17 protein-coding genes and 1 pseudogene are annotated in these 12,092 nt (G+C 61.2%); 17 read left to right on the plus strand and 1 reads right to left on the minus strand.

Translation table 11 applies throughout. The features are described from left to right. Positions 1-43: 43 nt before the first annotated feature. On the plus strand, positions 44-799 hold the full coding sequence (locus tag O1W68_RS07635) for an oxidoreductase (protein ID WP_269302361.1): 756 nt from the start codon (positions 44-46) through the stop codon (positions 797-799). Between the two features lie 394 nt (positions 800-1,193). On the opposite strand, the gene O1W68_RS07640 is transcribed toward O1W68_RS07635, so the two are convergent. Next, complete coding sequence (locus O1W68_RS07640) at positions 1,194-2,027, minus strand: HAD-IB family hydrolase (protein WP_269302363.1); 834 nt, start codon at positions 2,025-2,027, stop codon at positions 1,194-1,196. A gap of 321 nt (positions 2,028-2,348) precedes the next feature. On the opposite strand from O1W68_RS07640, the gene ssd reads away from it, so the two are divergent. The 16 genes and pseudogenes from ssd to O1W68_RS07710 all read left to right on the plus strand — a co-directional run bounded on the left by ssd (position 2,349) and on the right by O1W68_RS07710 (position 12,068). Continuing rightward, entirely contained in the window at positions 2,349-3,476 is a 1,128-nt protein-coding gene (gene ssd, locus O1W68_RS07645) for a septum site-determining protein Ssd (RefSeq protein WP_269302365.1), read from the plus strand. Further along, positions 3,473-4,654: a TadA family conjugal transfer-associated ATPase gene (locus O1W68_RS07650; protein ID WP_269302367.1), complete on the plus strand. Its 1,182-nt coding sequence runs from the start codon at positions 3,473-3,475 to the stop codon at positions 4,652-4,654. The genes ssd and O1W68_RS07650 overlap by 4 nt, the downstream gene beginning before the upstream one ends. Next, positions 4,648-5,448, plus strand: coding sequence for a type II secretion system F family protein (locus O1W68_RS07655; protein WP_442972310.1), 801 nt, complete (start codon positions 4,648-4,650; stop codon positions 5,446-5,448). The genes O1W68_RS07650 and O1W68_RS07655 overlap by 7 nt, the downstream gene beginning before the upstream one ends. Further along, positions 5,439-6,020: a type II secretion system F family protein gene (locus O1W68_RS07660; RefSeq protein WP_269302371.1), complete on the plus strand. Its 582-nt coding sequence runs from the start codon at positions 5,439-5,441 to the stop codon at positions 6,018-6,020. The genes O1W68_RS07655 and O1W68_RS07660 overlap by 10 nt, the downstream gene beginning before the upstream one ends. Before the next feature lie 80 nt (positions 6,021-6,100). Continuing rightward, a complete protein-coding gene (locus tag O1W68_RS07665; RefSeq protein ID WP_269302373.1) occupies positions 6,101-6,262 on the plus strand; it encodes a DUF4244 domain-containing protein in 162 nt (53 codons plus the stop codon). A gap of 18 nt (positions 6,263-6,280) precedes the next feature. Beyond that, positions 6,281-7,669, plus strand: a complete 1,389-nt coding sequence (locus O1W68_RS07670; RefSeq protein ID WP_269302375.1) for a recombinase family protein — start codon at positions 6,281-6,283, stop codon at positions 7,667-7,669. A gap of 228 nt (positions 7,670-7,897) precedes the next feature. Then, on the plus strand, positions 7,898-8,197 hold the full coding sequence (locus O1W68_RS07675) for a hypothetical protein (RefSeq protein WP_269302376.1): 300 nt from the start codon (positions 7,898-7,900) through the stop codon (positions 8,195-8,197). After that, a complete protein-coding gene (locus tag O1W68_RS07680; RefSeq protein WP_269302378.1) occupies positions 8,197-8,409 on the plus strand; it encodes a hypothetical protein in 213 nt (70 codons plus the stop codon). The genes O1W68_RS07675 and O1W68_RS07680 overlap by 1 nt, the downstream gene beginning before the upstream one ends. Continuing rightward, the gene (locus O1W68_RS07685) at positions 8,387-9,382 is read left to right on the plus strand and encodes a hypothetical protein (protein ID WP_269302380.1); all 996 of its coding nucleotides are present in this window, start codon (positions 8,387-8,389) and stop codon (positions 9,380-9,382) included. The genes O1W68_RS07680 and O1W68_RS07685 overlap by 23 nt, the downstream gene beginning before the upstream one ends. Then, entirely contained in the window at positions 9,382-9,633 is a 252-nt protein-coding gene (locus O1W68_RS21585) for a MerR family transcriptional regulator (protein ID WP_442972297.1), read from the plus strand. Before O1W68_RS07685 ends, O1W68_RS21585 begins: the two co-directional genes overlap by 1 nt. 158 nt (positions 9,634-9,791) lie before the next feature. Continuing rightward, entirely contained in the window at positions 9,792-10,007 is a 216-nt protein-coding gene (locus O1W68_RS07690; RefSeq protein WP_269302382.1) for a helix-turn-helix domain-containing protein, read from the plus strand. 204 nt (positions 10,008-10,211) lie between these two features. After that, positions 10,212-10,388 (plus strand): annotated as a pseudogene (locus tag O1W68_RS21590) (hypothetical protein); the annotation flags it as partial. A 150-nt stretch (positions 10,389-10,538) separates the two neighbouring features. Continuing rightward, on the plus strand, positions 10,539-10,844 hold the full coding sequence (locus tag O1W68_RS07695; protein WP_269302384.1) for a hypothetical protein: 306 nt from the start codon (positions 10,539-10,541) through the stop codon (positions 10,842-10,844). Beyond that, a complete protein-coding gene (locus tag O1W68_RS07700; RefSeq protein WP_269302386.1) occupies positions 10,844-11,008 on the plus strand; it encodes a hypothetical protein in 165 nt (54 codons plus the stop codon). Before O1W68_RS07695 ends, O1W68_RS07700 begins: the two co-directional genes overlap by 1 nt. A 458-nt stretch (positions 11,009-11,466) precedes the next feature. Further along, positions 11,467-11,682, plus strand: a complete 216-nt coding sequence (locus tag O1W68_RS07705) for a hypothetical protein (protein ID WP_269302387.1) — start codon at positions 11,467-11,469, stop codon at positions 11,680-11,682. Beyond that, positions 11,679-12,068 carry a hypothetical protein gene (locus tag O1W68_RS07710; RefSeq protein ID WP_269302389.1) on the plus strand — a complete coding sequence of 130 codons (390 nt, stop codon included), beginning with the start codon at positions 11,679-11,681 and terminating at the stop codon, positions 12,066-12,068. The genes O1W68_RS07705 and O1W68_RS07710 overlap by 4 nt, the downstream gene beginning before the upstream one ends. Positions 12,069-12,092: the final 24 nt, after the last annotated feature.

Genomic DNA, 12,092 nt, shown 5'->3' on the forward strand with positions numbered 1-12,092 from the left:
CGGCGAGTCCGCTCCTGCCTGCGAGGGGGTACCGTCGCCTATCGTGACGGACCCTCTCGCCCCGCTGCTCGAACTCCCCGGTGTCATCGACGCCGCCGAGCGAGCCCGCGACGCACTCGGAGCAGTACATCGGCACAAGACGAACCGCCGGGGCTGGCCTGCCACGGCCGCAGAAGCCGCAGTGCGCGCTGCTCGATCGTCGTCCGCCCTCGAAGGCGGATCGATGGACTTCCCGCGCGAAGGTGAGGACGGCGACCCGATTCTGGCAGGTGCTTTGCGGGTAGGTGCGGCGCTCGACGGGGATGCGCTGTCGATCATGCTGACGACGTGGAAGAGCGCGCCGCTTCAGGCGCTCGCTCGACTCCATCTGCTTGCCGCGGCAGACCTGGTCGAGGACCAGTCCGCACTCGGGCGACCACGTTCGGACGGCGGGATCGGTGAGCGTCTGGACTTCCTGGCCCAGCTGGTCACCGGTGGATCTTCCGCCCCGGCGCCGGTCATCGCGGCGATCGTGCACGGTGAGCTGTTGACGTTGAAGCCCTTCGAGTCGGCCGATGGTGTCGTCGCCCGGGCAGCGTCTCGGCTCGTGGCCGCGTCTTCGGGTTTGGACCCGCACAATCTCGGAGTACCCGAAGTGAGTTGGCTCCGCCGATCTCAGGCCTACCGAGACGGAGCGGCGGGGTTCGCTTCCGGTACTGCCACCGGTGTCGGCAGCTGGGTCATTCTCTGCTGCGGTGCACTCGAGGCCGGGGCGATGGAAGCGACGTCGATCGCTGAGGCTGCAGTCTCCAACAAGTAACACCTTGCCCGGCGTACGGAGGACTGTGTCGGCGCAGTCAAAAGGGCGGCGCCGCCGACCTGAGTCGACTTCGCCGCCCGTTAGCACGGACTGCCGGGTAACCAAGCGTGCATTGGTGGGCTGTCACGATCACGAGGATCGCATGGCCTCGGCGATGGTCCGGTGAGGTAGGAGGTCATCCCTGCAACCGGTGCAGGGTTCTTGCTGCTACTTCCCGAATCTCGCAGACCCACAGCGCTTTTGCCATGTCAGCGGCGAGCTCAGCGTGGGTGCCTGGTGTCCGTGCTGGGAATCGCGGTTGGGAGAGGGAACCTTCTCTTCCGGTTCGATCTTGGCCTTCCGTTCTTCCGTAAGTCATTTGTACCCCGTGACGGCGCTCACAGCAAGGGGTGCGTCACCGTTTTCTTTTCAACAATCCGTAAGTAACCGTCCCGGCCAGCAGTGCACTGAAAAAGACTGCGGCACTTGCCGCCACGGTTGTGCCCGATGGTGCTTGGATACGTGATCGAAGTGAGACCGGATTGGAAAAAGTCAGAATCGGCCAGCCGAGCGACGCGGCCTCCTTGCGAAGCGCACGATCGGGATTGACGGCAGTCGGATTGCCCACGGCATGCAGCATGGGGAGGTCTGTGATCGAGTCCGAATACGCGAAACACCTTGACAGGTCGTAATTTCGGGACTCCGCGAGTGCGTTCATCGCTTCGACCTTGCCCTCACCGTAGCAGTAGAACGCGACGGTTCCGTTGTATCGGCCGTTCTCGACCTCCATCTGCGTGGCGGTGCTGAAGTCTGCACCGAGTGCTTCGGCGATCGGACCGACGATCTCCTCACCGGATGCGGAGACGACCACGATGTCGTGTCCGCGGAGTTTGTGGTCTGCGATCAAGTCGGCCGCTTCGGCGAATACCAACGGATCCACTATGTCGTGCAATGTTTCTGCAACGATCGATCGAATTTGTTCGACATCCCATCCGGCGGACATTGCGGCGATATGGGCGCGCATTCGCTCCATTTGGTCGTGATCGGCACCGGATAACAGGAACAAGAATTGCGCATAGCTGCTTTTGAGTACGGCTCGCCTGTTTATCAGTCCCTGATCGAAAAACGGTTTACTGAAGGCGAGCGTGCTCGACTTGGCGATGATCGTCTTGTCCAGGTCGAAGAACGCGGCGATTATTCCAACTGGGCGATGGGTTTCGGCGTTGTCGATGCCGGCGCTGGTGGTCACGGTCTCAAGAATAGAGCGTCCGACTTTTCGGCGATTTCCCGGTTTGTCTCACTGAGTAAGAACGAATGTTGAACTTGCAAACACCGTCTTCGCCAGGTGTAGTATCGACCTGTCCGGATTCGTTCGGGCAAGTTCAGCCCGACCCCCCGGGGCTGAACTCGACGACCCTCGCCTCCTCCCCCCTGGCGAGGGTCGTCCTCGTTGTAGGAGAAAGTCGCGAATTGGTACGGGTGTGCAGAATTGCATCCACACCTTGCGAGTTATCCCCATTCGGCATGAACGCTGTGTTCTCCGAGCACAATTCGCTGCAGGCTCGCACCCATGGAATTCCAGGACAAGTCGCCGGCTCGGCGCCCGATCGTGTTGTCCACCGGCGACCCGGTACTGCGCGACGAAGTACTCAGGATCGCAGCGGCCGCCGAATGCGCTGTGCTGGAAAGGAACTTACCAGTCGGTAACGCTGGTTCGGGGACTCCGCCGAGCAGGATCGAGTGGGATGAAGCCGACGCGATACTCCTCGACGTCGACCACGCTCGCGAGGCCTCGTCCCGAAGACTGCCCCGCCGCGACGCGATTTTTGTGTTGGGCCGGGGAGAACCGGGCGTCGAGCAATGGCGTGCTGCCACTGCCGTCGGAGCATCACACGTCCTGGGACTTCCGCACGACGAAGCAACGTTGATCGGGCTCCTCGGAACAGAACACGACCGGACCGAGGGCGACGGCGGAGTCATCACTGTCGTCGGTGGCAGAGGCGGTGCTGGAACGTCGACGCTCGCCGTGGCGTTGGCACTGTCGGCGTCCGCGGCCGGATCTCGAACGCTGTTGGTGGACGGTGACAGCTACGGCCCAGGACTCGATCTTCTGCTCGGCTGGGAGGATCGGGCTGGCTTGCGATGGTCCGGACTTGTCGTCGAGGCAGGCCGAATTTCCGGCGACGCCTTACACAGTGCGTTGCCGTCGAGCGATTCGCTGGCCGTCCTGTCGGCCGGCCGGGCGGACTCGGGATCTTCGGGCCTGGATGCGACAGCATGTGCCGCAGTGGTCGACGCCGGACGCCGATCCGGAGATCTGGTCGTGTGCGACGTTCCACGGCACCCCGGTCCGCACACCGACGTCTTCCATGACGCCGCAGACCTGGTGGTGTTGGTCGTCCCCGCCGAGATCAGCGCAATCGCGGGTGCCGAGAACCTTCTCGGCTACCTCCGCGGCCGTAATTCGAATGTCGGACTCGTCGTGCGAGGGCCCGCGCCCGGGGGATTGCGCGGCACCGACATCGCCGACGCCCTCCGGTTGCCGCTGCTGGCCACTATGCGACCCGAACCGGGATTGGCGCAGCGGATCGAACGTGGAGGGCTGGGGCTAGGACGTCGATCGCCTCTCACCGATGCCGCGGAGTCGATCCTCGCGACGTTCGCTCGCAAGCCGGCGCCGAGGAGGTGGGCGGCATGAGCGCCGTCGTCACGCCGGAGTTGTTGGACCGTGTTCGCGACCGTCTCGTCCACACAGCAGGTGAACCGACGCCCGCGTTGGTCGCTGCAGCCATCAGAATCGAAGCGGGCGGGGTACTGAGCGATACCGATCTCTTGGCGGCGCTGCGAGTCCTGCAGACCGAGTTGACCGGTGCCGGGCCGCTGGAGACGCTGCTACTCGACGCCAGTGTCGCCGACGTCCTGGTCACGGCACCGGACGAAGTGTGGGTCGACCGCGGCGCGGGACTCGAGCGCACCGACATCCGTTTCGCCGACGAGGCCGCGGTACGACGTCTCGCGCAGCGGCTGGCACTGTCCGCGGGCCGACGGCTCGACGACGCTCAACCGTGGGTCGACGGGCAGCTACCCGGAGTGGGCGACGGCACCTTCGGTGTCCGACTGCACGCGGTGCTGTCGCCCGTCGCGCGAGGCGGTACCTGTCTGTCGCTGCGCGTGTTGCGTCCGACCACCCAGGGGCTCGGAGCTTTGGCAAACCGTGGAGCACTCGAACCGAGTGCTCTCGATCTGGTGAAGCGGATCATCGAGGCGCGCTTGGCATTTCTGGTCATCGGCGGCACCGGCGCGGGAAAGACCACGTTGTTGGCTGCCATGCTGGGCGAGGTCGCGCGCAGCGAACGCATCGTGTGCGTCGAGGATGCTGCCGAGTTGGCGCCGTCGCATCCGCATGTCGTACGCATGGTTGCTCGGGCGCCCAACGTCGAGGGCGTCGGTGAGGTCACCGTTCGGCAGCTTGTCCGTCAAGCGCTGCGCATGCGGCCGGACAGGCTCGTTGTCGGAGAGGTCCGCGGCGCAGAAGTCGTCGACCTGCTCACCGCGCTCAACACCGGTCACGACGGCGGAGCGGGCACGATTCACGCCAACTCTCCCGCCGAGGTGCCCGCACGCCTGGAAGCTCTTGCTGCACTGGGTGGTTTGGATCGTGCAGCTCTGCACAGTCAACTCGCGGCCGCGGTACAAGTGGTCCTGCATGTGCATCGCTCGTTCGATGGCCGGCGTCGGTTGCGGGAGATCGCCGTCGTCGTTCCCGATGATTCCGGTCGCGTGCAGATGGTGTCCGCGTGGAGTGTGGACGGCAGTGTGCACCGCGGCCGAGAACGGCTGGACGCACTCCTCGAGCAACGGTTGGCGCGATTGTGACCGCGCTGGGTGCTCTCGCCTGTGCGGCAGCACTTCTGGTGCTACCGCGCCCACGAGTCCGAGTGCCTTCGTTGCTGGTCGGAAAAACCGACCGTGTAGATCGAACGCGCTCTCGGGCAATGGTTCTCGCGTCGACGGTAGCGGTGGGGCTCGCCCTTGCCGTGTTGGCGGGTGGCCTACATGCGCTCTGCGCCGCCATTGTCGTCGGCGCAACGGTGGTCCGTCGGAGGAAGAAGGCTCAGCGGCGTAGATCGCATCGCAGAGAACTCGACTCGCTCGTCGCTGGACTCGACGTCGTCATCGGTGAGCTCCGAGTCGGGTCGCATCCTGCGCTGGCCTGTGCGAGTGCTGCCGCCGATTGCACCGGAAGCGTGGCTCTCGCCTTCGGAACCGCGGCCGGGCGTGCGCGTCTCGGCGGTGATGCGTGTGCGGGCTTGCTCGTCGAGGATTCGCCGGTGCGCGTGGAACTCTCGCGATTGTCCGCAGCCTGGCACATTGCGGACACCCGTGGATTGGGGCTTGCCGACCTGCTCGGCGCAGCGCGGCAGGACCTGTTGGGCAGGAGTCGGTTTCGCGATCGAACCGAGGCGAGCTTGGCGGGTGCGCGTGCGACGGGAACGGTGTTGTCGGGTCTGCCGGTCCTCGGGGTCATCCTTGGTCAATTCATGGGGGCGTCGCCGATCGGTGTGCTGTTCGGTGGGGGCCTGGGCGGAGTTCTCTTGGTACTCGGCTCGATGTTGGCGTGCGCCGGGCTGATGTGGACCGATGCGATCACCGAAAAGGTATGCCGGTGATGTGGGTGGCGGCGGCGTGCGCGGCGGCGTCTCTCGTCGTGATTCCGGCAGCACCCTCCTACGTCTTTCGTATTGCGTCCAAAGAGCCTCACGACGAGACGAGCGGAGACGACGCCGACATTGCCGACCCCCATTCGGTTGCGACCACGTTCGATCTGTTGGCGGCATGTTTGCGCGGTGGACTTCCGGTGGGCGTCGCAGCTGCTGCGGTTTCCGACTCGACGAAGGAGCCCTTCGCGCGGGCATTGCGGACCACCGCAGACCTGCTCGCGCTGGGCGCGGATCCGGTTGCAGCGTGGGAGCCCGTGGCCGCTAGGCCCGACATCGAGTCGCTGGCGCGAATGGCGCGGAGATCCGCGAGATCGGGAGCCTCTTTGGCGCAGGGGATTTCCGAGCTCGCAGAGGCGCGGCGTGCACAGGCCGAGGATTCGTCGGCAGCCGCGGCCGAACGTGCAGGGGTGTTGATCAGTGGGCCGCTCGGCCTGTGCTTTCTGCCGGCGTTCGTGTGCCTCGGGATCGTCCCCGTCGTCATCGGACTCGCCGGGAACGTACTGGGTGGGGGACTGCTGTGAGCACACGAGGATCGCTGTGACGAGACACAGAGGATTCCGAGGCGGAACCGCCGTCGCGGAGGTCGAGGGAAGGAATTGGCATGGTGCACAGGATGGTTCGAGAGTTTCAGATGAGATTGATCTTGGCCGCGGCCGAGGACGATGGAATGTCGACGGCAGAGTACGCAATCGGCACGATCGCCGCTGCCGCGTTCGGAGCGATTCTCTACACCGTGGTGACGGGCGATTCGTTTGTCAAGTGATGACGTAGAGTGCCGCCTGTGAGGGCAATTCTATATACGCGGATTTCAGCCGACGTTGCTGGCGACGGCCACGGTGTTGCACAGCAACATGCTGAGTGCCTGGCGCTAGCTGAGCGCCTGGACTGGACTGTTGTCGAGACATTCAGCGACAACGACATTTCGGCCTACTCAGGCAAACGCCGTCCTGGCTATGAAGCGATGCTCGAATACTTGATTGCCGGTAAGGCTGACGCAGTGGTGGCCTGGCACACGGACAGGCTGCACAGAAGTCTCTCCGACCTAGAGCGGTTCGTGGAAATCTGCACGACACACAAGGTCAGGATCGAGACGGTTCGATCAGGCACCATCGACCTATCTACCTCAGCGGGACAGATGGTTGCAGGAATGTTGGCCGTTGCTGCCAGACACGAAGTCGGGCACATGATCGAAAGACAGACCGCTTCGCACTCGCGGCGCGCGGCGGAAGGCACTTTCAGGGGCGGACGCAGACGGTTCGGCTTTGAGAGCGACGGAATGACTCACCAGGTAGAAGAGGCGGATGCTATCCGCGATGCCGTTTCGCGGTTGCTTGGTGGTGCGTCCATTGGTTCGGTGACCCGCGATTGGAACGGGCGTGGGCTTACTGGGACTTCGGGGAAGCCGTGGATCACTACGACGGTTCGGCGAACCCTGCACCGTCCTGCGTTGGCTGGTCTGGCTGAGTATCGCGGTGAGATTGTCGGGACTGGGAAATGGGAACCGATCGTTGATGCCGAGGACTGGCGGGCGATGGTTGCGGTACTCGCAGAATCGAGCAAGTTTCGAGGGGTGTCCTATGAGCGGCGCTGGCAGGGGTCGGGCGTCTACACGTGCGGGAAGTGCGGGGCGCCAATGACGATAGGTAGGAGCCCAGGTTACAAGGGCAGGCCTGCCATATCCGTTTATAAGTGCAGTAAACAGGCGCATTTGAGCAGGAACGCTGAAATGCTCGATGGTGTGGTGTCCGCGCTTGTGGTTGGACGCTTGTCGCGTCCCGATGCGCGATTGATCGTTGACAGGCCAAGTGACGGTGTGGACGTGCCAGCCCTTCAAGCTTTGCGAGATGGGTACCGTTCGCGGCTTCAAGCGGTCGGGGTTGCGTTTGCTGAGGGTGACATGGATCGGGGGCAGATGCGTGCGGCGAATGAGTTGATTCACGAGAAGATGGGCGCCGTGGATCGCGAGTTGGCTTCGGCTAGGACTAGTTCACCGCTGTCTGAGTTGGTTCTCTCTGGTGAGAATGTAGCTGAGCGGTGGCCCGAGTTAGGGCCTGATCTGCGCGGGAAGGTCGTTGCTGAGTTGATGAGTGTCGTGGTTGAGCCGATTCCTCTTGGCTCACGCAATAAGCCGTTCAGTTCTGAGTTCATTAGCATCGAGTGGCTGGTCTGAGGCGCGGGAACTTGTCTGTGCCCCCCCCTAGGTGACTCCATGCTCCCGATGAACTAAACACCCGAGCGGGTGTGAAAGCCGTTGTGGCACAGTGTCAATGTTGACACTTTGCTTGACTGTGTGAACGTGTGTTCGATAGCCTTCAGATCGGCAAACTCCCCAATCTGCAAGCTCCACCCCGGTGTGACCCTCGCCGGGGCCACTTGTCGTACGACAGGAAACACACAGGTGTCCACAGACAGGCTCGAACAACTCCGTCAGCGCCCCATTACCTCGCTCACCGGCATGGAACTACAAGAACTGAAAAACAGCGGGTTCCGCTACAACCCGGCGTTCGGAAGATGGGTCCACGAACCGGGCTACATAGACCCAGCGGCGTGGACGCAGGCACAGGACGCAACAGCAGACGAATGGGACGGTCTGCCCGTTCCCGAGTGGGCCGTACGGAACTACAGCCGACTGACAATAACCGAGTTCAGGTTCCAGCTCGAACGGCGCAAAGTTGTCGAGCGGCTGGTGAACCGCTGATGTCCGATGTGTCGGTCACGCGTAAGGCTCAGGTCCGCCCTGGACGCCGAACCGCCTACAAGTTCCATATAACCCGACTGCAAGACAGTGGCCGCTACGTGCGGATCGACCTGTCACCGAAAGCTCTGCGCGAACTGGCAGACCAGATCAACGACGCCCTCACTACTCATGAGAAGGAAATCCGCAACGATGACGGACCGCACGAGCCCTGAATACAGATTCGAGATTAAGCACCACGATAAGAAACTGACAGACGAGTTCACACAACTCAGCTGGGATTTTCTACGCAAGGCCTCGACATTGAAGCCTGGACCGTTTCGCGTCATGTGTCACTTACTGACCCACGCTGAGGGCTACGGGTTGCTCAATAAGTCGGTGATTGCCCGCGACGCCGGGATGGCAAGGGGCACGGTGGACCAGGCGCTGAACGGCGCTGAGGCTGCCGGATACTTGATCCGACAGCCGGTCAACAATGAGGATGGCGTTTTGGTGAACACCAACTACCGGGTTCAGTCCTCCCCGTTCTCCGATGCCGACAAGATTGCGCTTTCTCAGCCAATCGTTGTTGCGGGAGGTGTTCAAAAATTGAGCAGTACTTGTTCAAAAATTGAGCAGGTAGGTGTTCAAAAATTGAGCAACATAGAAGAACACTTAGAAGAACAAGAGAATAACACCCCACTACCCACAGTAAGAGAGCGTGACGTGCCGAGTGAGGATTCTTCCCCTCTCCATGATCAGTCAGCCGTAATCGAAGAGGCTACTGCCGCTGGCGCGGCGGCTGAGGACGAGAACGGAGATTCTGCCAACACCGACACGGGGACCGATGCTATTCACATCGAATACCTACGCAAGCTGCCAGCCGCGGAACTTTCGAAAGCAGACCTACAAACATTGGGTGACGCAGGTTTGAAACTTCAAGTGATGCCGGATCGGTGGGTGACAAAAAGGAACTCCCCGCATGTTGCATTCGATGCGGAACACCCCGTACCGGAATGGGTGAGCGCACAAGATCGAGAAGCCGCAAACCAAAAGAAAATTCCAACATGGAAACTGACCCGAAAGGCTGCGCAGCTAGAACGCAACCCAGACGTCAACAGCAAAACAGCCGTACTGCGTGCGTGGATCAGAGAGCAGTCACCCCACAACGCCAGCATGGTTGCACGTGGCCTGTACCAGGCCGACTGATGACGGTGTGGCTCGATAGGTTTGATGCTGAACGGTATGTGGGGCGGTCGCAGCGGACGCTCCGTGAATGGTCCAGGCAGGGCCTTGTCCGTACCGGCAGGCGGCGGGATGGTCGCGTGGTCTATGACAGGTCTTCCTTGCGGGTAGCGAAGCGGACGGCGGCGGCGCGGTATCGGAATCGTGCCGTCGTGGCCGGTCCTGGTCGTGGCAGAGTCGCGAGTGATCCGGTGGAGGATTGGACGTTGTTCTGAGAAACGTCTCTGCCGTTCAGGTAAGTAATGTAATTGGTATGAAGGTGTTGAGCGCGCGCCGACCATTTCCCAGTCCGTGCGCTCCACCTTCACCCACTTTATTTGCCCAGAAATCGGGGCCAAGCTGGCCTCAATCAAGACCGCCTCAGGAGGTGGACATGGATTTAATCAAATGGATCACCGAACAGCAGGCGGCGGAACTGATAGATCGAAGCCCACGCACGCTACGCAAATGGCGTACGCGCGGCGAGGTGACCGCGTACCGGCAGGCAGGCATCAGAGGATTGGTACTTTACGACACGCATTCGTTGCGGGAATGTGCAGCGACTCAGGCAATGCGATTGCATGAGAATGTGGGACGCCCTCCCTCCTGACTACTGAACATATTGATTGCAAGCCCCTAGCTGACCACTGGGGGCATTTTTTATGCCCACATGAGGATGAATGTCAGCAACCGCAGAAAAGACGCTCAGCGACGAACTGAGCGCCTACGTCCGAAACCTTGTTGAATCCGCCCCGCCACTCACCGAAGAACGCCGTAGCCGAATCATTTCACTATTCAGAGCCGGAGCACCCGCATGATAACCGTTCAACTATCCGACCTCGAAACACTGATCGAAGAAGCAGCGACCTTCACAGCCCGAGACAAAACGCTACCGATCAGCGGCGTCCTAATCGAACGCAGCGGCAACCACCTTCTAGCGGTATCAACAGACCGCTTCCGGCTCTGCGTAACGCGAATAGAAGCCGAATACACCCCAGAGGCCGACCACCCACCGTTCGTACTCGCGCACTCCGAACTCCAATCGCTACGGGCCTCAGTCAAGACAGCACGGCAAGCCCTACCGCGCACAGAGCGAACGACCGCAACAGTCGAACTCGATCTAGTCGGCACTGGAATGGTCGTGGAGCTACCGGCATCGACAACCACCCTCACGCTGCAAACGCTCGAAGGCTGGCCGGACTGGCGCGGACTATTCCAACGGTTCAAGTACGGCAACACACAAACGCAGGCACGAACCAACGCCTCGTACCTAGCGGACTTCCGAAAACCGGCACGGTCGAAGTCCGATGCAATGCTAGTCCAATTCTCGGACACAAAAGACGGACCAATGCGAATAACCATCGGCAATCACTTCGTGGGATTACTGATGCCGCTCGACAAAAAGACCGAAATAAAATTGACCATCCATGATGATTTGGGACTGTGATGAGAATCAGTGAGAAAGATCGACAGCGCGCCACCGCAGCAATAACCGCAGTCAAACGCGGCGACAACAAAGCATTCAATGCGGAACTGAATACCGTAATCAAGGACGGCGGAATCATCCGCTTCACCTACGCGCTGGCCGAACTCGCCGGGGCGGAACAGTGAACACGCGATGGTCAGTACGGCAGCTGGGAAGTGGTATCGGTACCAGCGGGCGGCGATTCAACGTAGCTCTAGCTGACCGCTGGGGAACCGAACGCTGCTATAAAACCCTCCGTGGCGCAGGCCTCAGGCGGCTGGGAGACGCACTACAGGACGCGCTGGACGGCACTTACGGATATACCCACGAATGGTGCACCAGGGCAAGCGTGACAGGCGACGACGCACTCATCGTAGATAGCCCAAAAATACGGATATCCGCACCCCGAACAGAGTTCATCCGGCTAATCCGCGAAATCGACAACCTATTGGACGACTGATGCCCACACCCGCTGCAATGCCACGACAGACGCGTCCACGCAAATACGGTGGGGCAATCGTCATCAACGGCCAAAAACTATACCGAACAGAAACGCAAACCACCGTCAATAATGCCGGTGCCGAAGAAAAGGGAATCAAACACAATGCACATCACTGAGATTAACAGCACCGACCGTAATGATTTTAGTAATGAGGAATTGACCTCACTTGTGCGGACACTGTACGCACGCACCGAACTATTGATGGATTGCTACCGCGAACTGGCCGAAGACGTTGACGGCGCACACGGGATAGCCGAAAACATCAACGAACGCCTGGCTGGGTTCGCCGACATTCTCGAAGAAGGTGACAACGAATGAGCACACCGATCCAGACCGAAGAGGTAACCACGGAAGTAGACCCCGAGGTTGAAGGGCTCAGGCGTGAACTCGAAGCCGTCAAGGCAGACCTCGACACCACACGCGGCACACTCACTGCCCGCGAAGCCGACCTAGCAGGCGCACAGCACACACTCCTCAGGGATGCGGTGGCACGCGAAACCGGCGTCAACTCCGAACTCCTCAAAGGCAATACCCGCGCAGAACTCGAAGCGCACGCCGACTCCATGAAGGCATGGGCACAAACACAGCGCAGGACGGCGGGATACATCGGACGGCAAGCACGCAGCGGACTTGCAGGTTTCAGCGTGCCATCTGGGCAGTCCGCGCGAGAGGGCGCAGCCGAGGCAGTACGCGGCACCTTCTAACGACAACCACCACAGAACAAGGGA

Origin of the sequence: Rhodococcus sp. H36-A4, from assembly GCF_027158005.1 — a bacterium.
GTDB lineage: Bacteria > Actinomycetota > Actinomycetes > Mycobacteriales > Mycobacteriaceae > Rhodococcoides.

Bases quoted from the DNA above. Each gene is read 5' to 3' on its own strand.
- ssd (WP_269302365.1), top strand. From the start codon at position 2,349: ATGGAATTCCAGGACAAGTCGCCGGCTCGGCGCCCGATCGTGTTGTCC.
- O1W68_RS07650 (WP_269302367.1), top strand. From the start codon at position 3,473: ATGAGCGCCGTCGTCACGCCGGAGTTGTTGGACCGTGTTCGCGACCGT.
- O1W68_RS07660 (WP_269302371.1), top strand. From the start codon at position 5,439: ATGCCGGTGATGTGGGTGGCGGCGGCGTGCGCGGCGGCGTCTCTCGTC.
- O1W68_RS07665 (WP_269302373.1), top strand. From the start codon at position 6,101: ATGGTGCACAGGATGGTTCGAGAGTTTCAGATGAGATTGATCTTGGCC.
- O1W68_RS07680 (WP_269302378.1), top strand. From the start codon at position 8,197: ATGTCCGATGTGTCGGTCACGCGTAAGGCTCAGGTCCGCCCTGGACGC.
- O1W68_RS07685 (WP_269302380.1), top strand. From the start codon at position 8,387: ATGACGGACCGCACGAGCCCTGAATACAGATTCGAGATTAAGCACCAC.
- O1W68_RS21585 (WP_442972297.1), top strand. From the start codon at position 9,382: ATGACGGTGTGGCTCGATAGGTTTGATGCTGAACGGTATGTGGGGCGG.
- O1W68_RS07690 (WP_269302382.1), top strand. From the start codon at position 9,792: ATGGATTTAATCAAATGGATCACCGAACAGCAGGCGGCGGAACTGATA.
- O1W68_RS07700 (WP_269302386.1), top strand. From the start codon at position 10,844: ATGAGAATCAGTGAGAAAGATCGACAGCGCGCCACCGCAGCAATAACC.
- O1W68_RS07705 (WP_269302387.1), top strand. From the start codon at position 11,467: ATGCACATCACTGAGATTAACAGCACCGACCGTAATGATTTTAGTAAT.
- O1W68_RS07710 (WP_269302389.1), top strand. From the start codon at position 11,679: ATGAGCACACCGATCCAGACCGAAGAGGTAACCACGGAAGTAGACCCC.